Origin of the sequence: Nitrosovibrio sp. Nv4 (genome assembly GCF_900215485.1) — a bacterium.
Taxonomy (GTDB): Bacteria; Pseudomonadota; Gammaproteobacteria; order Burkholderiales; family Nitrosomonadaceae; genus Nitrosospira.
Genome location: NZ_OCMZ01000001.1, coordinates 577,298 through 602,714, shown reverse-complemented (window position 1 = coordinate 602,714; position 25,417 = coordinate 577,298). Strand labels below are relative to the sequence as shown.

Annotated in this window: 23 protein-coding genes and 1 tRNA gene; 4 read left to right on the top strand and 20 right to left on the bottom strand. The window is 54.4% G+C overall.

Annotation, left to right across the window (positions count from 1 at the left end; translation table 11 throughout):
• Window position 1: 1 nt before the first annotated feature.
• From prmA to aroQ, 4 genes are all read right to left on the bottom strand, one after another.
• The gene (prmA, locus tag CRO05_RS02680; RefSeq protein WP_097065697.1) at window positions 2–916 is read right to left on the bottom strand and encodes a 50S ribosomal protein L11 methyltransferase; all 915 of its coding nucleotides are present in this window, start codon (window positions 914–916) and stop codon (window positions 2–4) included.
• Window positions 917–1,099: 183 nt separating this feature from the next.
• Window positions 1,100–2,449, bottom strand: a complete 1,350-nt coding sequence (gene accC / locus CRO05_RS02675; RefSeq protein ID WP_097065696.1) for an acetyl-CoA carboxylase biotin carboxylase subunit — start codon at window positions 2,447–2,449, stop codon at window positions 1,100–1,102.
• Window positions 2,450–2,567: 118 nt separating this feature from the next.
• Entirely contained in the window at window positions 2,568–3,029 is a 462-nt protein-coding gene (gene accB / locus CRO05_RS02670; protein ID WP_097065695.1) for an acetyl-CoA carboxylase biotin carboxyl carrier protein, read from the bottom strand.
• A 201-nt stretch (window positions 3,030–3,230) separates the two neighbouring features.
• Complete coding sequence (gene aroQ, locus CRO05_RS02665) at window positions 3,231–3,704, bottom strand: type II 3-dehydroquinate dehydratase (protein ID WP_097065694.1); 474 nt, start codon at window positions 3,702–3,704, stop codon at window positions 3,231–3,233.
• Window positions 3,705–4,028: 324 nt separating this feature from the next.
• Here aroQ and CRO05_RS02660 point away from each other — a divergent pair.
• A tRNA-Thr gene (locus CRO05_RS02660) sits at window positions 4,029–4,104 on the top strand.
• 791 nt (window positions 4,105–4,895) lie between these two features.
• Here CRO05_RS02660 and CRO05_RS02655 read toward each other — a convergent pair.
• The 4 genes from CRO05_RS02655 to CRO05_RS02630 all read right to left on the bottom strand — a co-directional run bounded on the left by CRO05_RS02655 (window position 4,896) and on the right by CRO05_RS02630 (window position 8,364).
• Window positions 4,896–5,654, bottom strand: a complete 759-nt coding sequence (locus tag CRO05_RS02655) for a hypothetical protein (RefSeq protein ID WP_097065693.1) — start codon at window positions 5,652–5,654, stop codon at window positions 4,896–4,898.
• Window positions 5,651–6,760, bottom strand: a complete 1,110-nt coding sequence (locus CRO05_RS02650) for an AAA family ATPase (RefSeq protein WP_097065692.1) — start codon at window positions 6,758–6,760, stop codon at window positions 5,651–5,653. The genes CRO05_RS02655 and CRO05_RS02650 overlap by 4 nt, the downstream gene beginning before the upstream one ends.
• 709 nt (window positions 6,761–7,469) lie before the next feature.
• Window positions 7,470–7,850, bottom strand: coding sequence for a hypothetical protein (locus CRO05_RS02635; protein WP_101750220.1), 381 nt, complete (start codon window positions 7,848–7,850; stop codon window positions 7,470–7,472).
• 19 nt (window positions 7,851–7,869) lie between these two features.
• Window positions 7,870–8,364 carry a replication endonuclease gene (locus CRO05_RS02630; RefSeq protein WP_101750219.1) on the bottom strand — a complete coding sequence of 165 codons (495 nt, stop codon included), beginning with the start codon at window positions 8,362–8,364 and terminating at the stop codon, window positions 7,870–7,872.
• Window positions 8,365–8,844: 480 nt separating this feature from the next.
• Here CRO05_RS02630 and CRO05_RS02625 point away from each other — a divergent pair, with 480 nt between their 5' ends.
• The 3 genes from CRO05_RS02625 to CRO05_RS02615 all read left to right on the top strand — a co-directional run bounded on the left by CRO05_RS02625 (window position 8,845) and on the right by CRO05_RS02615 (window position 12,339).
• Window positions 8,845–9,849, top strand: coding sequence for an SDR family oxidoreductase (locus CRO05_RS02625; protein ID WP_097065688.1), 1,005 nt, complete (start codon window positions 8,845–8,847; stop codon window positions 9,847–9,849).
• A gap of 510 nt (window positions 9,850–10,359) precedes the next feature.
• A complete protein-coding gene (locus CRO05_RS02620; RefSeq protein ID WP_090883135.1) occupies window positions 10,360–10,641 on the top strand; it encodes a hypothetical protein in 282 nt (93 codons plus the stop codon).
• 375 nt (window positions 10,642–11,016) lie between these two features.
• A complete protein-coding gene (locus CRO05_RS02615; protein WP_097066624.1) occupies window positions 11,017–12,339 on the top strand; it encodes an MFS transporter in 1,323 nt (440 codons plus the stop codon).
• Between the two features lie 88 nt (window positions 12,340–12,427).
• On the opposite strand, the gene CRO05_RS02610 is transcribed toward CRO05_RS02615, so the two are convergent.
• The 12 genes from CRO05_RS02610 to mnmG form a co-directional block, all read right to left on the bottom strand.
• A complete protein-coding gene (locus CRO05_RS02610) occupies window positions 12,428–12,973 on the bottom strand; it encodes a hypothetical protein (protein ID WP_181319852.1) in 546 nt (181 codons plus the stop codon).
• A 113-nt stretch (window positions 12,974–13,086) separates the two neighbouring features.
• Entirely contained in the window at window positions 13,087–15,207 is a 2,121-nt protein-coding gene (locus CRO05_RS02605) for a CopD family protein (protein WP_097065687.1), read from the bottom strand.
• Entirely contained in the window at window positions 15,204–15,632 is a 429-nt protein-coding gene (locus tag CRO05_RS02600; RefSeq protein ID WP_235001221.1) for a copper resistance CopC family protein, read from the bottom strand. Before CRO05_RS02600 ends, CRO05_RS02605 begins: the two co-directional genes overlap by 4 nt.
• A 129-nt stretch (window positions 15,633–15,761) precedes the next feature.
• Window positions 15,762–16,349 carry a hypothetical protein gene (locus CRO05_RS02595; protein WP_235001222.1) on the bottom strand — a complete coding sequence of 196 codons (588 nt, stop codon included), beginning with the start codon at window positions 16,347–16,349 and terminating at the stop codon, window positions 15,762–15,764.
• 119 nt (window positions 16,350–16,468) lie between these two features.
• The gene (locus tag CRO05_RS02590; RefSeq protein WP_097066564.1) at window positions 16,469–17,044 is read right to left on the bottom strand and encodes a hypothetical protein; all 576 of its coding nucleotides are present in this window, start codon (window positions 17,042–17,044) and stop codon (window positions 16,469–16,471) included.
• A gap of 209 nt (window positions 17,045–17,253) precedes the next feature.
• A complete protein-coding gene (locus tag CRO05_RS02585; RefSeq protein WP_097065282.1) occupies window positions 17,254–18,540 on the bottom strand; it encodes a methane monooxygenase/ammonia monooxygenase subunit B in 1,287 nt (428 codons plus the stop codon).
• Complete coding sequence (locus tag CRO05_RS02580; RefSeq protein ID WP_097065283.1) at window positions 18,541–19,365, bottom strand: methane monooxygenase/ammonia monooxygenase subunit A; 825 nt, start codon at window positions 19,363–19,365, stop codon at window positions 18,541–18,543.
• Window positions 19,366–19,794: 429 nt separating this feature from the next.
• Window positions 19,795–20,604, bottom strand: a complete 810-nt coding sequence (locus CRO05_RS02570; RefSeq protein ID WP_097065285.1) for a methane monooxygenase/ammonia monooxygenase subunit C — start codon at window positions 20,602–20,604, stop codon at window positions 19,795–19,797.
• A gap of 499 nt (window positions 20,605–21,103) precedes the next feature.
• The gene (locus CRO05_RS02565) at window positions 21,104–21,940 is read right to left on the bottom strand and encodes a ParB/RepB/Spo0J family partition protein (protein WP_097065686.1); all 837 of its coding nucleotides are present in this window, start codon (window positions 21,938–21,940) and stop codon (window positions 21,104–21,106) included.
• A 23-nt stretch (window positions 21,941–21,963) separates the two neighbouring features.
• Window positions 21,964–22,773: a ParA family protein gene (locus tag CRO05_RS02560; RefSeq protein WP_097066623.1), complete on the bottom strand. Its 810-nt coding sequence runs from the start codon at window positions 22,771–22,773 to the stop codon at window positions 21,964–21,966.
• Window positions 22,774–22,842: 69 nt separating this feature from the next.
• Complete coding sequence (rsmG, locus tag CRO05_RS02555) at window positions 22,843–23,478, bottom strand: 16S rRNA (guanine(527)-N(7))-methyltransferase RsmG (RefSeq protein WP_097065685.1); 636 nt, start codon at window positions 23,476–23,478, stop codon at window positions 22,843–22,845.
• Window positions 23,475–25,391, bottom strand: coding sequence for a tRNA uridine-5-carboxymethylaminomethyl(34) synthesis enzyme MnmG (gene mnmG, locus CRO05_RS02550; RefSeq protein WP_097065684.1), 1,917 nt, complete (start codon window positions 25,389–25,391; stop codon window positions 23,475–23,477). The genes rsmG and mnmG overlap by 4 nt, the downstream gene beginning before the upstream one ends.
• Window positions 25,392–25,417: the final 26 nt, after the last annotated feature.

Here is a 25,417-nt window from a genome sequence, read left to right as displayed (position 1 = left end):
TTCATCGTCTAGTCCCCGTGAGCAAGGCCCAACCCGCCTGCTCTCGCGCAATATGCATGTCGAACCATCGCCGGTAGATGTTTACCACATCTTCCGCCTGTTCCATAAGTATACCGGAAAGGACGATACGACCGCCAAAGCGGGTAGCACTCATCAATATCGGAGCCAGCACGATCAAGGGATTGGCAAGAATATTGGCAATGACCACGTCTGCGGCTTCATTTTGAGCACCTTTCCGGGTCACAACATGTGTCGTGAAAAATTCCGCCATCGTTTCATTGCACTGATTGAGCGTGGCGTTTTGACGGCTCGCCGCAACTGCCTGGGGATCTATATCGATTCCCACTACATGACGCGCGCCCAGCTTCAATGCGGCGATCGCCAGTATGCCTGAACCGCAACCATAATCCAGAACATCTTCGCCGCCAAACAGGTTTTCGTCAAGCCAGGCAAGACAAAGTTGAGTGGAAGGATGGCTGCCTGTGCCAAAGGCAAGCCCGGGATCGAGTATCAGGTTGACGCCATCGGGATCGGGCGCCTGATGCCAGCTAGGCACGATCCACAGGCGATCCGATATCTGGATCGGACGAAATTGCGATTGAGTTATCCGAACCCAATCCTGCTCTTCCACATATGTAACGCTATAGCTGGGCGGACTGGGAAGCTGGGCCGCTTGCGCCGCTGCCTCCACAATAGACGGAATGTGAACATCCGTATTGAATAGGGCGGTCAGTTCCGATGCGGACCAGATTCCGCCGGACGATTCGCCTGGTTCGTCGAACAGAAACTGCTCTTCGTCGGTTCCGGTGGCTGCATCATGAATGTCTGTCGACAACGCGCCAAGCTCAAGCATTGCATCACTCAAAACTTCGGCATGCGTATTATCGGTTTGTATGGAGAGCGAGACCCAGGACATTAACGTATTAAGGCTTGTGTAACCGCAGACACGGCTTTAGGCATATGAACACCCTCGATACACTACGGATATCGCTATTTAAGGGGTGACGACTCAATCGTTTGGGAGATTTTGCGTTTTACTTCATCCTGATACTGGGAAAAATATTGCTCTCTGCGTTTTCTATCTCACCAGTTTTTTGGCTCACTTAGGATAATTGGCGAGCTTTTGCTCCAGATAATGAATGTTGGTACCCCCATTCAGAAAAGCGGCATCGGACAACAGGTCAAGGTGTAATGGGGCGTTGGTCTTGATACCTTCAATTACCATTTCGGACAGTGCTATGCGCATTCGGGCGATTGCCTGGTCGCGGTTATCACCGTAGGCGATGATTTTACCGATCATGGAATCGTAATATGGCGGCACCACGTAGTTGTGGTAAATATGGGAATCGACACGAATGCCGGGACCCCCTGGAGCGTGATATTGGGTGATACGACCGGCGGACGGCGTAAGTTTATAAGGGTCCTCGGCGTTGATGCGGCATTCAATGGCATGTCCTCTTATGACTACGTCGCGCTGGCGAATGTTCAGTTTTTCGCCGGCGGCAACACGGATTTGCGCTTGCACCAAATCAATCCCGGTAATAGCTTCAGTTACCGGGTGTTCCACCTGTAAACGCGTATTCATTTCGATGAAGTAAAATTCATTCTTCTCAAACAGAAACTCGAACGTACCGGCGCTGCGATAACCGATACGACGGCATGCATCGGCGCAGCGGGAACCCATCTTGTCGCGCAACCGGGGAGGGATACCAACGGCGGGCGCTTCCTCAAGAATTTTCTGATGCCGCCGCTGCATGGAACAATCCCGCTCTCCCAGATAGATGGCATTCCGGTGCTCGTCGGCAAGTACCTGGAACTCGATATGGCGCGGGTTTTCCAGATACTTTTCTGCATAAACCGTCGGGTTGCCGAAAGCTGCCTGAGCTTCGTTCCGGGTTATTATTACGGCGTTCGACAGGGCCGCTTCGGTATGTACTACCCGCATTCCGCGGCCACCGCCACCGGCCGCCGCCTTGATTATTATGGGGTACCCGATGGCACGGACAATAGCCTTGATTTCTTCAGGGGATTCCGGCAAGCCACCATTAGACCCGGGAACACAGGGCACCCCGGCCTTTTTCATGGCGTTCTTGGCGCTGACCTTGTCGCCCATCATGCGAATAGTGTCGGGACGCGGACCTATAAAGACAAATCCGCTTTTTTCCACGCGTTCCGCAAAATCAGCGTTTTCCGATAGAAACCCGTAGCCGGGATGGATCGCTTCCGAATCGGTTACTTCCGCCGCGCTAATGATTGCGGGGATATTGAGGTAGCTTAAGGCCGATGGCGCGGGTCCGATGCAGACGGACTCGTCGGCCAGTTTTACATACTTGGCCTCGGCGTCCGCCTGGGAATGCACGGCAACGGTTTTGATGCCCATCTCACGGCATGCGCGCTGTATCCGCAAGGCGATCTCGCCGCGGTTTGCTATTAAAATTTTTTCAAACATGTTTACCGGAAATAACTATTTTAGCGACGGCAGAAGGTCTGCTTTTCTACACAATCTGCTTTTCTGCGTGTGACAAGCCTAGCTGCGGCCTGACTGCGCCAGTTTGGCGAAACGAAAATCATTCGATAATGAATAATGGTTCGCCATACTCCACCGGCTGTCCATTTTCCACCAGGATTGCCTTTATAACTCCGCTTTTGTCCGATTCTATTTCATTGAGCAGCTTCATCGCTTCGATGATGCAAAGGGTTTCCCCCTCCTTGACGGTCTGCCCAACCTCTACGAATGGGCTCGAGGCAGGTGCCGAGCTACGGTAAAACGTACCCACCATGGGCGATTTCACCACGTGCCCCTCTGGCAATATCTGGGCCGCCGCGGTAGCCGCGGTAACTGCCGCAGGCTGGGGCACGGGAGCCGGCACAGTCAGTTGCGGAGGTGGTGCGGTTGGAATTACCTGGCTCTGGATGGAAGATGCGGACCTACTGATACGCACTTTTTCCTCACCCTCGGTAATTTCCAATTCCGCGATGCCCGATTCCTCGACCAGATCAATCAATTTCTTCAGCTTTCTCAGATCCATAATAGACCCCCTGGAGATAACTCTCCTTCATGCATATGCATTAATATCGCCACTATTACTTCGCCGTTTACCGACTCATTGACGGCTGCAATCACGATTTTTCCAAAATGATTTTTCCTTCCCAGCATAGTATTTCAATAGCAGTAATCCTCGGCATTTTCGGTAAAAACGCTTTTATTTACCGTAAACATCGGAGTTTTTCTAACTTTGATCCTCTTCCAATAGGGCTGACAGCGCATATTTCAGCGCCAGCTCGTATCCAGTTGCGCCAAGGCCGCTGATGACACCCACAGCCAAATCGGAAAAATAGGATTTCCTCCGGAAAGGCTCGCGAGCGAAGATATTGGAAAGATGAACTTCGATAAAGGGGATCCTGGTCGATGCCAACGCATCACGTAGGGCGATGCTGGTATGGGTAAAAGCCGCGGGATTGATGATAATAAAGCTGATCCCCTCGCCGCCGGCCTGCTGGACCCGGTCTATCAATTCCGCCTCTGCGTTACTTTGAAAGTGAACAAGCCCAATTCCATTATTATCCGCCAAAGTAGACAAACTTCCGTTAATTTCCTTTAACGTCGCGCTTCCATAGAATTCTGGTTCCCTGGTTCCCAATAGATTCAGGTTTGGACCATGCAAAATCAAGATGCGTTCTCTTCGCGTTACATTGCTTTTCATGGCGGCAAGTGTGACGCAACCTAATAAAAAAGTCTAGCATTTAAGGTGATATCGACGACAATTGGGGAAAGTGGCCGTAGTTGTAGAAATGTTAAAAGAATTACTGGCCACGGGAGCTTAACTTGCGAAGAGAAGGCCCGTATTAACCCTTAGCCCGGATTTTCTGAATTCTCACTTGGCAAAATTATCGAGATGATATCTGCGAGGAGGAGGTCAGTCTTCCTCACCTTGGGTTCATGTAAGTTCGCCCTGGCCTTGAGCGCTACTCAATTTGCCCGGCGTTTCCCAAACCTCTATAATCAGAGCTGTTCGATTTCCCTTCGGGCTGTTGTAGCTCAGTTGGTAGAGCAACTGATTCGTAATCAGTAGGTCGGAGGTTCGACTCCTCTCAACAGCACCATAATTATCAGTACCTACGTACACTAACTGAAATAGCTGTGCAGTGATGTAGACACGGTGTAGACGATAGCCCCATGAATTGGCCGTCTAATCCCAATACCTAGCGACTCTGAAATTCTCGAGCTTGAAGTATTTAAGGACCTCATAAGTTGCCGACCGCATCAGTTTATGGGTAGCAGAAGGCTCATCGAAAGGAAGTAAAACCGAATCTTAATCGTAGGTCGAGCGTTCGAGCCGCTCACGGCCCATCATGTAAAACAGGTACTTACAATAATGTAAGTACCTGTTTACTTTTGATAGTAGCCTTATAGTAGGTTGTGAACATACTAATAACGCGCCATTTCCTGTTTTTTCGCCTTTCCTATATAGCTTTTTTGGAGATAGCCAACAAATTCTTTTGCAATGGCAGACACGAAGAGTAGGGATACCTAACCAAATGGGGGAAGGGGGTCAATTCGAACCTGGGTATTCTCTACCCCTATCCACTGCGCTAGCTTTCCCGCTGTTACCCATCTGGAGCCGTGCCCACAAATCAACTCGATAGGTACCCACTAACTCCGCGATTATTCCCGAAATTATTAATAGGTGTGTGAGGGGCAGGTAAAAAATATTCAATTTCAAACACGAGGATTTAAAGCCTCATATTTCCACCTTAAAAAGGATCGCATCAGCTTCGGCCAAACATACCCTAGACTGCCAGAAATAACCTATGAGTTTTTTGCAAATTTAGAAAGGCAAGAGGAAATAGTATCTAAACTCGACCGGGCAGACGGATGGCATTGTGGGTCACGGTCAATTTGTGATCGCCGCCTCCACTTGGCTAGAAACAAGTTGCAGCAAAGGACCCGGCCGAACAGCAACCATCTCAAGGAGCGCTCTATCGGAGTGATGAGGTTGCCGACCCTTATAGTTCGTATTCCGAACCAGAAGTGCAATGAGAGACTTCCCACGCAAGAGTCTCTGATAATCCACCAACATTTGTTGACGCAGTGCATCTGGATATTGCTCTCCCGCGCATAGCGCAAGTAGCGCGGGCCGCTGAACAGGATTTAGTACGTGATCTGGATGAAGCGAAATAAGATGATTCGAACCATTCAGATGTCTGGAAAGTGCAAGTGAGTACCACTCGACAAAGCTTTCCAACTCCGAGGAAAACTTCGCAACCTCCTGCCCCTTTAGAAGGCTTACTAGGTTTCCATCCATAAATACATCATTCTCGATGGAGTATCCGGTAGTTAGCACCATTTGCGAACTTTGATACTGGGCAGGGACACCAGTATTTACCCAAGTATCTTGATCAGCCACAAAGACCAACTTCACGTCCGCCGGTATCTCAGACTTTCTAAGAAAAATATCGAGTACCTTCTTACGCCCGCAGACAGGAAAGATAGAAATTCCCAAATGGGCAAGACGAATTTCGAACCTGCGATAAACGATCATATCGTCGGATCCTTCAACAATAACCGTTGGGAGCGACGTCTTCTTCAGAAGTGCGATGATCTCTTCAACGTCCAGTTCAACCTTCGCAGGCGAGTACATTGGCACGCTCATTGCCCGATGTCGCCCCGGTCAGAATCGATCTGAATTTCTTTGTCTGGATACTTGCTGTAGATAAATGGCGAATGTGTGGCGATTAGGAACTGATTTGATGCTTGCTGTCCTAGTAGAATCGGAAATAGTTGCCTTTGCCAATCAACGTGAAGACTGAGCTCTGGCTCGTCAATAAGCACGACTGCGTCACTGTAGAACGCATTGTATGCAATAAAACTTAACATCTGCTTCTCTCCCGCAGACAATGCATCTGAGTTGATAGCATTGGCAGCGTCACCAAAGCTCAGGTTTTTTCCCAGCTTTATGCCAGAATGACGAAAGAGCTTCATGGCCAAGTTTCGTACAGCCTCTAAAGGTCGCATTATTGCCTCGCGCGAGTCCTCCATCCCCTCGATCTGAATTCGAATCTCATCGAGCATGCCGTTTGCAGCCTTGAGTTGGTTGACATCGGAGTTGTCTTGTTTAAATTCCTTAATTTTTGAGATAATCTCCTGCGAGGTTTTCTGCTGGAGTTGGTTGTACTCCTCCGACAGGTCCGTATACTGGCGTACGAGAAGCGATACCACGTCTACAGTGCTAAGCGCTGCAACAAAAACATGGTTGTCATTGGTAAGCCGCTTAGAAAGTGCTACAAGCGACTCTTCAATATCTCCCTTCGCCCGAGAAAGCATATTCGAGCTTCTTTCGCTTAGCGTGAAACCTCCTTCTATTCTACGGAACGTCGGCAGAAAGACAGATGAGCCGGTACCGGATAGAAGTTTATTTGCCTGATCCTCGGCGTTTACCACAACATCCCCGTCTTCGTCTCTCATGTCCTCGAAGGTTCTCTGTCCGTCGGCGTCACGCCAATCTATTCGGCAGGTGTATGGCGACAGTCTGTATATGGCGCACTCGTACTCTGTAGTTTCGAGCGTTGCCTTCTTGAAATTAACTTCTTTTAGTGCCAGAAGTATATTGCCGCTCATAATGTACCAAAGCAACTTGAGTACGCTCGTCTTACCAGAGCCGTTACGGCCTGTAATGATGTTGATGTCCTCGTTAAAGTCGAGGCGAAATGAAGCCTCTCGTCCGAGAAGGCCGATTACTTCGAAAGATTTAAGCTGCATGGGCTATCTCATGAGTCGTAGTTAATGGATTCTGGCAGCGAGCCGATCAGTCAGACTTCATTCACCCAGGCCGAAGTAGCGATCGATGACGGTAGCGAGAAGCGTGCCGGCAGCTCCAAGTTCAATGTTCCAAGTGCCGCTAGCCGCCTTTTTCAAGCATCTTCGCGATCCAGGCCGAAACCATGGGTCCGAACTTTCTCTCCTGCTGCGGCGAGAACTTTAAGATCAATAGCAAGGTTTCCGCTTCTATTACTGTATATAAACTCGTCCCCAAATCTAATGTTAATGTCATATACGATTGGGTCTTGAAAAAGTATTTGTTCTTATGAAGTTCATAGTGCATCCACTGCGCCACATCTTCGGGAGAGATTACCATGACTTAAGATTTTGTTTCTTCCTCATCGATAATGAAAGCGTCGTATGAAAATTGTCCATCTCCTTATTTGCTTCCAGTGAACCCAGCGAACGAACTCGAACCAAGCCGTACGAACATGTTTTTTTCAAAACGTCTGTGACCGCCATTTCTGGGTCACATTTCGGCCGTACCATGTTACCGATTCTAAATTTGGCATTCATTGCAATCTCATCAAGTAGTAACAGCATGACTCTGATATGTTTTAGCCAAAGTCTCCATCTTACCGAGTTCAATAGCAACCACCACTGTACCTTGGTACCCCTAGCTAGCAGGGATATTCCATGGGCTACTTTATTAGTACCTTATTTGTAAATCTGGTTGAAATGGGAGCAGTTCTTGCTCGTTAGTAACCGTCAGCGACTTATTTTTACCTTGCCGTACAGTTATTGACAGTACTCCAAGGGTGCAGAACCGATCTGATGTAGAGCGATTATTGCCGCGCTTTCCATTCGCAGGCCCATTTAGCTCAACCGGTCTTTTTAACTTATTGGGCTCGCATTTATGCTGAATAATCCACTGATGAATCCGGGTTGGAAAAACAATCCTTTCCCATATAACGCCAATTACGGCATTACCTTTAGGCTCCCTGTAACGATTTAGCTTGTCGCTCCACCGTTTGGCCAGCGATATTGGAAAATCCTTGCGTTTCGCTGCGGGTCCACCCATCAGCATCATGAAGCGCTCCCACTCGCTCTTATCTGCCGCCTCCCAGAGCCCTTGTAATTCTCCGCTCACTTCCTAACCCATCCAAGCGGCGTAGCTCCGCCACACGCTCACAGGCGGCCCGCCAAGTTGCTGAAACTGACGTATGCCCCAAGTGCTGGGCCCATGTTCTCACCCGTTCCGCTGCGCTCTCGGGTTCGCCCCCGTCAATGTCGCCATCCAAGCCAACGCCATCCTCACGCATGGCGTAGTCTCGAATAATGCTGCCCACTTGTTTAACGTCCTTTGGCGGCATGAACAGCAATAGGTGCCAATGCGGTGTGCCGTCGTGTTGCGGCTCGGCCACGCGGAAGCCATAGACGTGTATTCCCATACTCCTTCGCTCTGCTCTTGTCTTGATTTCTCCCCATCGATTGCTCTCATAGCGCCGCTTAACGCGAGGAGTACCTGAATTGAACCCACGCGAACCTGAGAATATGCGTACCGTGAGCGTCAGCCAAGCGTCCCGCCTCAACCAGGCAGGCATCGTTTGCGGCAAGCATCGTGTGGTCGATCGCCAGCCAGACCTGGATAGAGGTACAACGCGAGCGCCGGTTCCAGATCGCAGTCGAACATCACAAGCGGTCCCAAGCGGCACCCGACTGGATAGAACGATACTTTCATGCTGGAGTTGCCCCCATTAAACCGGAGAGGATGCGGTTAGTAACCGGTTGCGGATCCAGTAAACAGCAAGGTTCCAAATTAAAGCGTCCGGAAAACCGGGGCCAGCTCAGTCTGTCCCTATTACGTTACACACTTGCCTCTAATGTGCCTTAACGCACGGATGGGATAAACGAAAAGCGAAATCATATGTTCCCGTGTCGGGACAATTAGTGCTTGTTTTCGTGGCCCTGTTCGCACATCGTTCGCAGCGAGACCGCTTCCGGCTACGCTTCCAGCCTGATCGCGGGACTGGCGAGAATCTCTGATCGGAAACTACCTCAGCAATTTTCATGGGAGAACAGGTATGAAACCAGAAGACGACGCCAGCGCCTCACGACGCCAGTTTGTTGGCGGCATGACTGCTGGCCTTGCTGCGGCATTTGTCTCCCCAGCCTTCGGGCAGCAGGAAAGCGGTCCCGCCGGTTCGCTGCAAGGGCCTGGCAAGCAGGACCCGACAACTCAATACCCGCGTGCCCCTTTCCCCCCGCAGAAACAGGAGCCGCCCGGCCTTGCAATCAAGATGGTACCCCGGCCAGATCATGGCGAAACAACCTACAAGGGCTCGGGCCGGCTGATGGGTAGAAAGGCACTCGTGACCGGCGGCGATTCCGGCATTGGCCGCGCCGCCGTCATCGCCTTTGCGCGTGAGGGTGCCGATGTCGCAATCAACTATCTCCCTGTTGAGGAGCCCGACGCTCGGGAGGTCGTGGAACTGATCCGGGCGGAAGGGCGAAAGGCGGTTGCGATCCCCGGCGACATCCGGAATGAGGATTTTTGCTCCAGGCTCGTCGCCAACGCCGTCCGGGATCTGAACGGACTGGACATCCTTGTCAACAATGCGGCCATGCAGGCCGCGCAGCCCTCGATTGCCGATCTCACGACCGAGCAGTTCGACTCGATATTCAAATGCAACGTCTATGCGATGTTCTGGATTACCAAGGCGGCAATGCCGCACCTTAAGCCTGGCGCGACGATAATCAATACGAGTTCTGTCGAGGCTTACACGCCGTCCGAGGCGTTTCTCGACTACGCGCAGACGAAAGCGTGCATCGTTGCTTTTACAAAATCGCTGGCGAAGCAGGTAGCCCGGCAGGGCATACGGGTAAACGCGGTGGCGCCGGGACCGTTCTGGACTCCGATGCAAACGACTGGATGGGCAGATCTCCGCAGGTTCGGCAAAGATACCCCGCTTGGACGTCCCGGCCAGCCGGCGGAGCTAGCTGCTCTGTACGTGTTGCTTGCCTCGCAGGAATCAAGCTACGCAACCGGTCAAGTGTACGGTGCCTCTGGCGGGGAAGGACACCCCTAGCGCGCCACGCCGGACGTTATCAGAGGCAGATAGCGCTCGCCTGTATTACGAGGATTGGGGCTAAGACTCCTTAGTGATCTTGCAGCAACAATCTCCCTATCATTGCGAAGGCACCCTTTGGTACATTAGTTTATGGGTATAGAAGCTCGCTACTAGCCTGCTACGACGTGAAACCGGGGTTGCTGTGGCGTTGCGGAGTACCAGTTCAGGAATATTGGGACCTTCACGCATGCACAATGCATGTACACGTCGATCTAGGGTTGAGTGTCTTCCAGGGATTGAGGTAGAGCTTCACCCGTATATGTACTTAAGTCCAATGGTAAAACCTCATAATGCGGTTAACATGCTAACAGGGTAATTTTGCCTGCTGCTGGACTGGCTTTGCATGTCGCTTAACTCGATCATAAATATATACTGCTCCAAGGCTTACGCGCCGGAAGCACGTGTGGCTGAGGTTATCCAATGGATTGCAAGATCAACAACTAAAGAACCTCATAACAGGCGATTATCATGACGGATCGGTTAACATTCGATCAAGCGTACGAACTTACAGATATTCTGATAAATAAGGTAACAAAAGATCAATTGGCCGAGTGTGCGCGTTTGCTCGCATTGAACCTCGCACACCATCAGATAAAGCAGGGCGAGATCCCCGTGGATCAAACCCTGGCGTTATTACGTTCGTTCGAGCGAAGCGAGGAGCATTTAAACTTGCTGATGGAAGGCATGCTTAACCTGATAGGGGTGCTGGTAAACGTTAGCGGTGACGCCTTGAATCAGACAAGGCATTGATTTATTTCTTTGGGTTCTTCTTGTATAGCGGCGCTGCCAGATACCTTTCATGCCGCAATCACATCATTTCTATGCGCATAAATCGATATATATAGGATGAAAATGTGTGAAACTGTTGACTGGTAATCTACGGATCGAAGTTCCTTTTGCGAGTGACGTATCGGATGCAGCAGGTAGTAATAACCCTATCTCCATAAGGCGCGCAGGAATGCCGTCGTACTGCACAATGCATCTTTTTGTCCTGTTGATCGCTTTCTATTCGACTGAAATACAACCTTTAGATGTCATCGATTAAAGTGTGCGCTCACTCTTTTAAAGGCGCATGTTAGGCGCGTATTCCCATAAGTACTCCGCTTCACTCTCTATCTTATGCGTATGGAAGATAAGCCTCAATACCTTGCTTCGGGCGTAAGCCGGCGGGAAGTTTGGTCCTGGGCGATGTACGATTTCGCCAATTCCGGCTATACCACGGTCGTAATCACTGCGATTTTTAACGCATATTTCGTTGCGGTGGTAACCAGGAATGAGGCGTGGGGGACATTTGCATGGACGGCGGCGCTGGCGGTTTCCTATGCACTTATTATTCTGACCGCGCCCGTGCTTGGGGCTTATGCCGATGCATACGCTGCGAAAAAACGCCTGCTATTCCTGAGTACGGTAGGCTGCATCCTTTTTACCGCATTGCTTTACTTTGTCGGTTCGGGTGATTTATGGCTGGCGGTCGTACTAATCATTCTTTCCAATTTCTTTTTCACTTGCGGCGGGAACCTGATTTCCGCGTTTTTACCGGAACTGGCGCAGGGAAGAGCGCTAGGGAAAGTATCGGGCTGGGGCTGGAGCTTCGGCTATATAGGCGGGCTGGTCAGCCTTGGGTTATCTCTAGGGTATGTGACATGGGCGCAGGGGCAGGGGAAACCAGCTGAAGAGTTTGTACCCATAACGATGCTGATAACCGCTTGTATGTTTGCGCTATCGTGTATCCCTACCTTTCTTTTCTTGAAGGAGCGTGCACTGCCACAGCCGCATCTTTCCGGAAGGACGGTAGTGCGTGAGGCGTTTGCGCGGATTGGCGATACAGTCAATCATGTACGCGATTATCGAGACCTGGTACGGTTTCTTGCCTGCATCGTGTTTTACCAGGCAGGTATTCAGACGGTCATAACGTTGGCGGCAATATACGCTCAACAGGTAATGGGGTTTGACACCGGAGACACCATGTTTCTGGTTCTGGTGGTCAATGTTACCGCCTCAGTGGGTGCGTTCGGGTTCGGCAGTGTACAGGACAGGATCGGCCATATTCCAACAATAGCGCTGACCCTTGTGGGCTGGATTGTGATGGTGTTGCTGGCCTGGATGGCCGAAGACCGGGCGATGTTCTGGCTGGCTGCGAACTTCGCCGGCCTGTGTCTTGGGGCTTCTCAGTCAGCTGGGCGGGCGTTGATAGGCTATTTCAGTCCTGACGCCAGGCGCGCTGAATTTTTTGGGCTATGGGGGCTGGCAGTTAATTTATCATCGATATTAGGCCCCGTGACATACGGGCTTGTAAGCTGGATTTCGCGGGGCGACCACCGGCTCGCCATGCTGATCACCGGCAGTTATTTTATTGTCGGCCTGGTGATTTTGATAGGTATAGATGTCCCAAGAGGCCGGCAAGCTGCGCTGCGTGCCGGAGGAAGTAGCGCAACAGCGGAAGGCTAGACCCGAGTATACGTTCCCGGATCTAGCCTTTCGTATCCTTGTAGATGCGCTCTATTCCGGCTACTTTTAATTATGCTTTCAGCTTACCTCAGTGGTGCATGTGATGGTTATTGTGCCCACTGTGATCCTCTGCCGGCTTTTTATCATCCTGGTGCATGTGGTGGCTGTGTCCGCTGTGATCTTCCCCCGGTTTTTTACCGTCCTGAGGCTTTTTTCCATCCTTTGCCTTCGGCTTGAGCGGAGTAAAGCGGGTCGACTGTGCTTCCTGTTCAGGCAATTTGATAAATACGACGATTACCGTATCCGGAGTGAGCGTGAAATCTCCAGTCCCCTTGAATATATTGTCCCCAGTGGGCTCAAGTTGGACCGTGGTTTTAGGCTTGGCCTTGCCGGCCTGTATGGTTGCCTTACCGATGCCACCCTCAGTGCTGATCTTGGTATCCCCGTGGTCCGTCACATAGAGCTCGATTTCCTTTTCTTTTGCAATAAGCTCCAGATGATAAGGTCCGGCCATGCGCATCTGCCCTCCATGCGGGGCGGCGTGAGAGTCGAAATATTCTTCGGTATGCGCCGAGGCGGGCATTGAGGCGACCAGCGAAGCGCTAACCAAGACCATGGCCATCGATTTAATCATTTCTATCTCTCCTGTAAGAACTACTTGAAAACTTTTTGTAATTGAGCGCGTGAACCGCGACTCATATCGGTTTGCCGCTCTTGCTCTTGCTTCTTCTACCTTGTTACCCGGGTTCAATGCACATGATCGCCTGGCGGCGGGAGGATTTCCTCTTCCCGGTTGAGTTGGGCGATCTGCCGGATCAGCATCTCGGTATTGGCCCAGCCTGACCCGTCGCCGCCGCCGTCAGCCTCCGGGATCCAGCGGGCGCGCAGATAGCCGAAGCGGTCCACCAGGAATTCCATGTGCGGGGGCAGGGTTCCCGCCCCCAGCAGATCGGGCTTGCCCAGGGTGCGGCGGAACAGCTTGTAGCTCTGCACGATCTCATCGGCCCCCTGGGTCACCACCGGGAAAGGCACTTGTGCCGTGATCTGCGCCAATTCCTCTGCACTGGGGTCATCCTCCGGCACAGCCAGCAATACCGTATTGGCCGCCTTCAGCTGCGCATGCAGCTGCTCCAGCTGCTGCAGCCGTTCGCGCGACTGCGGCCACGAGAACAGCACCAGCAGCACATTCTTCTGCCCGCGGAAGTCCTTCAGGGTGCCGCTTGAGCCATCCTGCGCGGCATAGGAGAAGTTGGGCGGGCCCATGGAGGGCTGGGGCTGTTCGGGTTTGACGGTGGGACTCATCAGGCGCGCCTGGTAGCCGCGGGACATGGCATGCAGGAAGTTGACCACATCCCAGCGGTCCTCTTCCGAGAGCTTGTCGCCAAATGAGGGCATGCCGGTGTCGGCAATGCCGAAGGTCAGCCAGTGGAAGAAGTCGCCCGCAGTATGCTTGGCGGTATGCGGTTCAGTGAGCATGTCCACCGGCGGCTTGGCAAAGCTCTTGGCCATGACGCCATCGCCCTTGCCCTGCAGGCCGTGACAGGCCACGCAGTTCTCGGCGAAGTGGGCCGAGCCGTTGGCAATGGAAATGGTGTCAAACGGCACCGGCGTCTTGCGGTAGGTCTCGGGATAGGCGTCCACCGCCAGCGGCGGCAGGCCTACGCCCACGGCCACCAGCGCAAGCAGCACCGGCAGGCCGATGCGCCGCTTTTTGTCCCAGTGCTTGATGCGCCCGTAGGCGGTGGCGCCGATGGCGATGAACAGCAGCGCAAGACCGCTCCAGACGCGCGTCATCACGGTGGGATCGCCCCAGGTGGCGGCCAGCGAGAAACGGAAGGGATAGGGCCAGTTCTGGATGATGGCGTGCTTGGCCGGGACGGTATTGGCCACCACCGTGGCCAGGAGCACGATGCCCAGCGCCAGCACGAATTCGAAGCTGACCCATTTGCGCAACCGCCGCCCGCCCGCCATGGCCAGGCTGGAATCGCGCTGGGCGAAGAGCGGCAGCCAGGTGGAACGCGCGCGCGAGGCGATGACGAGCACCACCGCAAGCAGGCCGATCTTGGCGTCGAGCAGCCAGCCGTAGTTGGTGGACACGAGCGCCCCATAGCTGCTGTCGACCATGCGGTAGGTAATGATGAGGCCGGTGGCCACCACCATCAGCATGACCGGCAGGGCCATGGCGGAGAAGCGCTTCAAGGCCAGGGTGTCGGCCTGGATCGCGTCCTGGCGGGACTGGAACACGGCATGGATGCGCTCGAGGGCTTCGCTGTGGCGGTGGGGGCGTCCCGGGGTCTGGCCTTGGCCGTGGGACTGGGGGGCAGGCTCTTCTTCGGTGCAGGCAAAACATACCACCAGGAAGGCCGGCAATGCGCCAAACCAGACGCTGGCCATGATGATATGCAGGGCGTAGGGCAGGATCGATATCACCGACAGGTCTTCAGCCGCGGCGTGACTCGCGAGCGAACCGACGGTCAAGGTCATGGCGGCTACGGTGGCGCACAATACATATTGCCAGCGCGCCGGGGCGGAGAAGCGGATATAGAGGGCAATGGCTGCGACCAGGACGGCGCAGGCGGCGCGTCCCACCCATATCTGCCCCATGCGGGTATTCTGCATGAGGGCAAGCCAGGCCTGCGGCCGCCAGGCGTTCTCGTCCACGCCCGTGGCCTGCGCGGTGGTGGTGGCGAGTATGCCCAGCAAGCCGGTGAGGAGGATCAGTGCAAGCCAGGGCAGCGCCCGCTCCAGACGGGTCACCCAGGGGGAGTGGATGGAGCCGGCAATCGCCAGGAACACGCAACCGCCGACCAGGATCATGTTGGACGCAAGCTGTAACCAGCGCAGGAGCGTCGCGATGACCTCGATCATTTTGCCGCTGCTTTGCTCTTTACCGTGAAGTCGTAGGACGAGTCAACCACGTGGCCGTCCACCGACAGCACCCGGAATTTGACCGTGTACTTGCCAGGTTCCAGTTCCGGCAAGGACAGCACGATGGCCTTGGGGTCGTCAGTTGCAATATGGGGCTTGGCTTCGGTAACCGGCGCCTTGGCCGGATCGAGTACGGCCAGCGAAGCATAGTCCTTCTCGACTTCTTCGTTGAACCACAGCCGCACTTGCGCAGGCGTCTGGGTGAGTTGCGCCCGGCGCGCCGGTTCCGCCTTCACCAGCATGGCGTGCGCGAGCGCGGGGGTGCTGTGCAGGCCGGCCGCAGCCGCCATGATCAGGATACTGCCCGCCATGACCCGCTTTGCGGCGGAAACCATCGATGCTTGCATTTTATTCTCCTTTTTCATGACTGCGCCGCCGCAGGGAGCGTTATTCCCGGCCGGCACAGGTTATTTCATTGGACTCTATTGCTGCCGTATGGTTCAGGCATCGCCCCGGCGGCAGCCACCGCCGGCCGGGATGACTTCAGGTGGCGTTCAGGTCGCGCCCACTTTCTCGGATTTGCGCCCGCGCAGGAAGAATACCAGGGCGCCCACCACGATCGCGGCCAGGGCGACCAGCAGGTAGGGCGAGGTGCCTTTGGGTTCGCCTACCGAGAAGGGAAAGCGCGAAACATACTTCTCTTTGTCGGTTACGGTCACCAGCCCCACGAACTTGCCCGGCTCGGCAAACTGGTATTCAAAGTTGATGGAGCCGTTGGGGTAGACCTTGGCCGGGATATGCAGGATGGTGATTTCCTCCAGGTTCGCTTCGTTGCCGGCCTGATCCCCTGCGCCGGTATCGCGGATGATGCGCACTTCGGTGGGCAGGGGGCGCAGCGCTTCTTCGATGTAGTCGAGTGCGACCACGGTGCGGCCGGTGGCCGGGATGTCTTCGCAGAATTCCTTTTCCTGGGTGCTGTCCGGCTGGTAGCCGGTGAAGTGCATGGTGTAGGGCCCGATCGTGAGTTTGCATACGTCATCGGCCAGGGATAAGCCGCCATGGGCCTGTACCTGCGCGGAGAAGGGAATGCCGATGGCAAGCATCAGGCCGATGAGGGCAGGTTTGAGAGATTGTAAGGACATTATCAATATCACCTATAAGAAATGATGAGTCGTCGATCCGCCAGGCGGATCCGGTAGCTGCCTGTGCGCGCTTTTTTTTCGCCCGCCCGGGTTGGCCCGGCTGACCCGGGTAGCCGGGCCTACTGGCGGCGCGAGGCGCGCCAGCGCTCCATGCGCTTGGATTTCATGAGCTTGTATCCCAACAGGGTCAGCAGCAGCAGGCCGATCAGGGGGCCTACCGCGGTGCGAAAGATGTTCGCGTAGTTGATCATCTGTACCCGCAGGGGATACTGGTAGCGCAGCGGGGGCAGCCCTTCGGCGGTAATGATGACAGTATACAGCCCCTGGTCCAGGCTGGTCTCGCCCTTGATGACGCCATCGGGATGGTAGCTCGGACGCAGGTAGCTCACGGTCTCGTCTTCGGTTTCACTGGTGCCCCGTACCACGCGCATGCCGATGGGCATGCCGCGCAGGGCTTCGTCGACGAGGTCGACCACCAGGTAGGTGTCGCCTCCCTTGGGGATTTCGCTGCAGTATTGGGCGCTCGGCTCATGTTGCGGCTGGTAGGCGCTGAAATGCACCATGTTCTCGCCGATGCGGCGCACGCAGCTGTCTTCTTCCAGCGATTCCTTGCCGTGTGCCGTCACTGCCCCGGCGTAGAGCGCCGTTATCAGGAGGAGGGCGGCAATACTTGCCTGATTGAGTCGCCTGACCAGGAACAGGTCCTTGTCTTGCCTATTCACGATGTTCACTGAGTATTACGTTGTGTCCTGTCCGCGCCCGGTGCTGCGGGCGGAATGAGTGCCGGTTTGACTTGCGTTAAAAAAACACCGATCCACCTTTCCGTCTGGGACGGTGGCGGACCGGTGTCATGCCTTTGACAAGCCGCCCGGTGTTCGTCGAACCCGGGCAGCGTCTCTTTTGCCTAGAGCTTGGTAAAGACCGGTATGACTGCGCCGGCTATGCTGTTGATGTTGCGATCGCCAGCATCGTTCCAGGTCATGAGCAATCCGCCAAAGCGGCTTTCCGGGTCACCCAGGAGCGCCATCAGCCGTTGGACTTCCCACAGCGCATCTTTCGCTTCCATCTTGACTTCGCGCGTCTCACCCGGTTGAATCGGGGTGTCGTTGTCAAATGACAAGCCGGTCGCCACCAGTTCCTTCGGATAGCCGCGGTCCATGTGCTTCAGGCCCACCTTGTTGATGAAGCGCACGCCGGCCGTGGTGAATTCGCCAATGCGGTACGCGCTGTCGCCGCTGTTGGTGATCATCATGGTCACGCGCAGGGCGCGGCCCGGTACGTCATAGTTGGCGTGGGTCACTTTGATGGCGATGGGGTTGGGTTTCACCGGCAACGGCTGCACCTTGGATTCACCCGCCTGGATGGGCACGGTGTAGGGATGCTTGGTTTCGGTGTAGCGGTAGCCGCCCCAGACCAGGCCGAAGGTGAGTATCAGCACTACCCAGGCAACCTTCTTGTCCATCGGATCGAGCAGCAGGTCATCCCCGTAGGCCAGCAGTACGCGGCTGCGCGGCAGGAACATGGGCCGGGCAACGTAGTAGCCAATCCAGAAGATGCCAAGTCCCATCCACAGCGCGTGCCAGAAGATGCCGTTGCTGAAGTTGAAGGTCTCGGTATCAATGGTCTCGCCGGTCAGCAGTTTCACCGGGTTGGTGAAGTCATCCCAGCTGCCGGTGATGTTCATCCAGGCGGCAGGGCCTGCAATCGGGCCTGCATCCTTGATGTTGACCATGGCGTGCATGTGGTGGCGTCCCGGTATGCGCGCTTTGAGCTTGACTTCAAAGGCGTAGTCGCGGCCAATCTCGAGCGGGCCCGAGATCATGGTCGGCTCGCCGTTGAGTTTGGTGCTCAGGCGCACGAACACCGGGCTTGGGCTGCCAACGTTGAAGAAGGCGCGTCCCGGTTTGCCCACCGCCCGCGGCCAGTCCTCAGCCAGGTGGAATTTGCCGGACATGCTGGCAAGATCGTTGACCTTGGTGGTCTCGGGACCCCATTTCATGTCGTACCACTGGATGGTACGCATGCGCAGGAAGGGTTCCTGCGAGCGCTCACCGTGTGCCGCGGCAGGCGTGATGTCCAGTCCCAGGGTCATGGCCAGGGTGGCCATGCCGTACAGGCCCAGCACCCCCAGCTTGCCTAGTGTGCCCAATTTGCCGAGCTTGCCCAGTTTGATCAGGTTCTTTGCGTTCATTTATTTGATCCCCTCTGGAAAGCCTTCTTCGCCAAATGCGGTAACGTCGTTCTTCATGGTGACGCGGCCGCGGTGGCCTTTCACGTAGAAGAATGCCGTACAGTAGAGTTTGCCAAAGTACCACCAGATGCAGAACATGAGCATGGAGATGAACGCGGCAAAGAATGCGGCAATGACGGTGGTGTGACCTCCGAACGTGCGCAGCGAGCCTTGTTCGATGTTGCGGACATACTCAGGCGTGCCGGTACGGACATACAGGAAGCCCGTGTAGTCGGCCACCGACAGCAGTACGCCTTCCACTACCAGCGGCAGGTGGGTCGGGCCAAAAATGGGCCAGTTGCCAGGGTAGAACAATAACCCGAACGCGCCTCCGCCTACCAGCGCCGTGATCATCCAGTTGCGCGTCAGCAGCATGACTGTGTCCATCACCAGCGCACCAGGTATCATGGTGGAGGGAAACACGAAGCTCATGGGGTAGTGCGACCACCAGTAAAAGCCCCAGAAACGGGTCAGCCATTCACCCGCCAGCAGGCAGACGATGCACAGGGTGGCCCCAAACGGCAGCCGGTAGTTCACCCACAGGTAGTACATGATGGCGGCACAATAGGTGATCCCAACAATCGGGGTTACCACCGGCCACCATTGACGGTCTTTCCAGTCCAGCCAGAAGTCCCAGTCTCCCGCCAGCAGCATGAAGTGCATGTGGTAGGTCCCAACCAGCAGTATGCATAGAATCGGGAAATATACCGCATCTATCATCCTGGACATCTTTACTGCTTCCGGCGGCATCTTCGCCGCCTTTAGTATCTCATCTGTTCTGCTCATCGCGCCCTCCCCTCAAATGTGTCTACGATCTTGAAACATGAATAATGTGTTCGCGCTACTGCGGTCTTTCGGTTGTGATCCATTTCTTTCCTCTCCACCCCTTTTCTGCATTCCGGCGCTGGCACACGCATATGCTCCCGGTGTCCCCTGCGCTTTTTTTAACTTCCGCTTCCTGTCTGGAACCTCTGGTGCCCGGCGCTGTCTCTACAGTAAGATGCTTTTTTTCCGCATTCTTTTTTCGCCGTTTTTTTTCCGCTTGTGCCGCTCCGTGCTGCAGTGATGCCGCAGTGATGTCCATGGTCCGTGATTCGGCCGCTCTGCTCTCCTTGTTGCAGGAGCAGGCGGCCGTTAATGCGGTTTCATCCAGCTCAGGCTAATTAGCCGATGAGCCGAGAGGCCAAGGCCCGTCGGCTCGTCCCGATCAACCCGTTACGGTACGATGCGGTTGTTGAGGATGACTTTGCTCTGGCCATTCCAGACGACGTCGGTCAGGTTGGAGTAGCGCGTGATGATCTGCGCCGCTATGCCACCTGCAAACAGTCCCGACCAGCCCAGGATGACAAAGCCCCAGTGCAACGGTGCGCTGAAGAGTTCTTCCATGAACCAGAAGGCATGGCCCCATTCGTTCAGACCCACGTTCGGCAGAATCATGAGCGGTCCGGCAATCGCCATGACCAGCGGGAACGAGGTGCCCCGGGCATACAGCGGCAGACGGGTCATGGCATACAGGTAGCTCGCCACGCCGCACACGATGTACATCGGGAAGGAGCCGTAGAACACCACGACGTGACTCGGGGTGAAGCTCGTGTCACGGATGATGACCTGGTGCCAGGAGGCATCCTGCTCGGTGAAGAAGCTGCCGCCCCAGTAAACACCAAACAGATATACGCCCAGCCACATCATCCAGTAGAAGTAACGCTTGATTTCCAGCTTGGGGTCAAGATTGTCCAGGTTGGTGTCGCGCGTCTTCCAGATCCAGCCCCAGGTGACCAGGGCAAAGATCGGCATCACGATCATGTGCACACGCCACAATCCCATCCAGACTTTCTCGAATTCCGGCTCCATCGAGTCCATCCCGTGCGAGTATGCAAATGTGCGTTGATACCAAATCCAGAATATCGCCACCGCCAGCATGGTGATCAGTCCAAACTTGTACCACCTTGAGTCATACCACAGCGACATGTCGTAATCACGACCGCCTGACTTCGCCTGGCTTGACGTTCCTAGTGTTGTTGCCATTATGTTTCCTCCTGCTTCTTTTGCGTTAATCAAGTACTGCGCCTGCCTACCCGGCGAGTTGCTTCCTCCCTTCTTCCCGCCGGCAGCAAGCTTCGCCCATCTCTCTACTGCTGTCTTGCTACTGCTGCAATCCTGTACCGCTTCATACCGCCAGTATCCTGCCAACTATCCTGCTACCGCGGTTGCTGCCAAGTTTCCTGTTTCCTTTGTGCTGCCGAGTTGTTTCCAATTGTTTCAAGTTGTTTCTGCAATATTGGTACTATCAGTAACAATATTGGTACCACCAATTTTGTTGCTACCAGTACTTTACATACCCACAACCCCGTAAAGACTATCCCCGAAGATTCTACAAGTCAAGCAGTTTGCAGATTCCGCCAATCACTTCCCCTTGAAAAACCGCAGAACAAGCTCTCCTGCGGCGTATGAGCCGTATTTGATGATCCTTAACGGCCATGAATTTGCCTTTTCCAGGAGCAAAACGCCAGCCTGAAATTACGAATTACCACAGAGACAGTATTCCATCCAGTTGCTCTAAACTATTGTAATGGACCACTATTGTCCCCTTGCCTTTTTTTCCCGAATTTATAACGACTTGCGTACCCAGTTTTGCGGAAATATTCTCCTGTAACCGTAACAAATCACGGTCGCGTTTAGGGTGCTGCTGCGCTACCGGGTGCTCTATCCGATGCACCAGCCTTTCGGTCTCACGTACCGAAAGCTGTTTGTTCGCCACAAGATTTGCGATTTCTATCTGCTTCGCCGCAGGAAGCGAGAGCAGCGCGCGGCTGTGCCCCATGTCGATCTTTCCCTGCATCAGCAATTCCTGCACAGGAGGCGGTAGATTCAGCAGCCGCAAAAGATTGGAAACCGCGCTGCGTGAACTGCCCAACGCCTCGCTCGCCGCTTGATGCGTCATGCCGAATTCCTTGATAAGCCGTTGAATACCCATCGCTTCTTCCAACGGGTTCAAATTCTCTCGCTGGATGTTCTCGATCAGCGACATGGCCAGCGCGGACTCATCCGGGACGTGGCGGATGAGTGCCGGCACTTCAGAGAGGCCCGCCAGTTGTGCTGCCCTCCAGCGCCGCTCCCCTGCTATGATTTCATAACCCCCGGAAGATACAGGCCGTACCAGCACGGGCTGCATTACTCCCTGGGCTCGGATGGATTCCGCAAGTTCCGCCAGGGATTCCTTATCCATTTGGGTGCGGGGCTGATATTTGCCGGGCTGCAGCAGCGATATTTTCAGATTCTGCAGTGATTCCGCCACCTTGCCGCTCTCGCTGTCGCCCGCCAACAGCGCATCCAATCCTCTTCCTAAGCCCTTCACTTTCATAAGTTTTATACCTGTTCTACGCTTTATGCTTCCAGCTTCTGTTCGTCATCGTGTTCCCGCTCGGCATTTGGAAAATATCTGTTCAGCATTTCCCCTGCCAGCGCCAGGTAGGCCTGTGTGCCTTTGGATAGCTTGTCATGGTATAGCGCCGGAATACCGAAGCTCGGCGCTTCGGCCAGTCGCACATTGCGCGGGATCACTGTACGGTAAACCTTGTCGCCAAAGTGTTGCTGCAACTGGTCCGACACCTGTTGTGCCAGTATATTGCGAGGATCAAACATGGTACGCAGCAAACCCTCGATCTCCAGCACCGGATTGAGATTGGTACGAACTTTTTTTATCGTATTCACCAGATCGCTTAGCCCCTCCAGGGCGTAATATTCGCACTGCATCGGTATCATTACCGCATGGGCTGCGCACAAACCATTGAGTGTCAGCAGATTGAGTGCCGGGGGGCAATCGATGAGAATGAAGTCATATTCTCCGACCACCACTTCCAGAGCTTCTTTCAGGCGCGTTTCCCGTTGGGGTAGATCCACCATCTCTATTTCAGCACCGGCCAAGTCCCTGTTGGCGGGAATCAGATCAAATTTGCCGGTGGTAGAGGCTACGCGCACATCCGAGATACTTTGGCTACCCAGTAATACCTGGTATACAGTGTGATGCAGAGCGCGTTTATCCACGCCGCTCCCCATGGTGGCATTACCTTGCGGATCAAGATCAATCAACAAGACTCGCCGCTTCGCGGCTGCAAGGCTCGCCGCCAGATTAACGCTGGTAGTGGTTTTACCCACGCCCCCTTTTTGATTCGTAATTGCCAGAATTTTTGCCATCTCGTCCGCTCCAGAACGGCACAGTACCATCGGATCGAACCGCGGGTTCGCGGATTAATCCCTTGCCCGCTAACTCGCCCGCTTCATTATGACCAGATGTCGCTCTGCCTCAAGGCCAGGAATTGCAATAGGCAATATTTTTTCCACGATGAACGGTGACGGCAACTGCGCCAGTTCTTCATGCGGATAAATACCTTTCATTGCCACAAGCCTGCCGCCATCGCTTCCCGGAACACACAGATGTCCCGCAAGCCTGACAAAATCAGCCAGATCGGAAAAAGCACGGGAAATAACAATATCGAACCCCTCTTTCGAATGAAAGTTCTCGACCCGTTCAGCCACCACCTCGACATTTTTCAATTTCAATTCAATTCGTGCCTGCTGCAGGAATACCGCTTTTTTATGACTGCTTTCGACCAGTGCCACACGCCACTCGGGCCGCGCCAAAGCCAGGGGAATCCCCGGCAAGCCGGCGCCACTGCCGATATCGGCAATACGTGGCCCGCTGACATGCGGCAGAACCGCCAGGCTATCAAGCAGGTGGCGAACCAGCATTGTTTCAGGCTCACGCACCGCGGTCAGATTATGAATCTGGTTCCATTTTTGAATTAACGCGAGATGCTGCAACAAGTGGATTTGAGTTTCGGGCGGAAGCGTTAATTCCAGGACCTCGATCCCTTCAGCGAGCTGTGTCGCCAGACTCATGCGCTTATCTTTTTATGATCGGGAAAACCGCGCTTCACGTGTACCAGTAATAATGAAATTGCAGCCGGAGTTATACCGGAAATCCTTGCCGCCTGTCCTGCTGTTTCGGGTTTGAACTGATTCAATTTTTGCTGTACCTCGCTGGAGAGGCCTCGTACCGTCCGATAATCCAGATCCTGCGGTAAACGAATTTCCTCGTAGCGCACGCTGCGTGCTACTTCATCCTTCTGGCGCTCAATATAGCCGTGATACTTGGCCTGGATTTCAACTTGCTCAGCCACAAGGGGGTCAGTGACAGCCTCTCCCGCCAATGGCAGCGTCATCAGTCCTGCATAAGTCACGTCTGGGCGGCGCAGCAGGTCATATAACGAGTATTCGCGTTCAATGGCTTTGCCCAATACCCGCAACGCTTCCGCTTGGGGGAGGGCGTTCAAACCGGCTTTCGGGCTGAGCCAGACCGCTTTGAGCCTGTCTTGTTCGCAAGCAATGGCTTCCCGTTTGGCAATGAAGCACGCCCAACGCGCGTCGTCCACCACACCTATCCCGCGTCCGATTTCAGTCAGACGCAGGTCAGCATTATCTTCGCGCAGCTGCAAACGATATTCGGCGCGACTGGTGAACATGCGGTAGGGTTCGGTAACACCTCGGGTGATAAGGTCGTCGACCAGAACACCCAGGTAGGCCTCATCACGGCGCGGACACCATGCTTTTCTGCCTTGCGTCTTGAGTGCGGCGTTGATGCCAGCCAGCAACCCCTGCGCCGCAGCCTCTTCATAGCCGGTCGTACCATTAATTTGCCCGGCAAAAAACAGGCCCTCGATGGTCTTGGTTTCAAGTGAGCTTTTCAACCCGCGCGGATCAAAATAATCGTATTCAATCGCATAGCCGGGCCGTGTGATATGCGCATTTTCGAGCCCCCGGATGGAACGTACCAGTTTAACCTGCAAATCGAAGGGCAAGCTGGTTGATATTCCGTTAGGGTATACCTCGTGGGTGTCCAGTCCTTCCGGTTCCAGAAAAACCTGATGCGATTCTTTCGTTGAAAACCGCACTACTTTGTCCTCGATGGACGGGCAATACCGCGGCCCTGTGCCTTCGATCACACCGGTAAATAGCGGGGAACGATCCAGGCCGCTGCGAATAATGTCGTGAGTGCGGCTATTGGTGTGCGTTATCCAGCACGACAGCTGACGAGGATGTTGAGCAGCGTCGCCCATGAAGGAAAAGACCGGGGCCGGATTATCGCCGGGTTGTTCGGCAACCGCAGAGTAATCGATGCTGCGGCCATCTATGCGCGGCGGCGTGCCGGTTTTCAGTCGTCCAACCGGCAGTTTCATTTCGCGCAGACGTGCGGCAAGGCTGATGGAGGGGAGATCGCCAGCCCGTCCCGCCTGAAAATTAGCCGACCCCACATGCGCCAACCCGGCAAGAAAGGTTCCTGCAGTCAGCACTACTGTTTGCGCTGAAAATCGTATTCCCAACTGTGTGACGACACCGGCGACGCGCTCCCCCTCAAGCACGAGATCATCCACGGCTTGCTGAAATATCCAGAGATTTGGCTGATTTTCCAGGCGGCGGCGAATTGCCTGGCGATAGAGCATTCGATCGGCCTGAACCCGGGTCGCGCGTACCGCCGGGCCCTTGCTTGAGTTTAGCGTACGAAATTGTATGCCGGCCTCGTCAGCCGCAGCAGCCATTGCACCCCCCAGCGCATCCACCTCTTTCACCAGATGGCCCTTGCCGATGCCCCCTATCGAGGGATTACATGACATCTGCCCCAGCGTCTCGATATTGTGCGACAGCAGCAGCGTTCTTTGCCCCATGCGCGCAGCCGCAAGCGCGGCTTCGGTACCCGCATGACCGCCGCCAATCACAATTACATCGAATCTGTCAGAGTTTTCAGAAAAAGTCACTGGAATAGCCGTTAGATATACTGTTT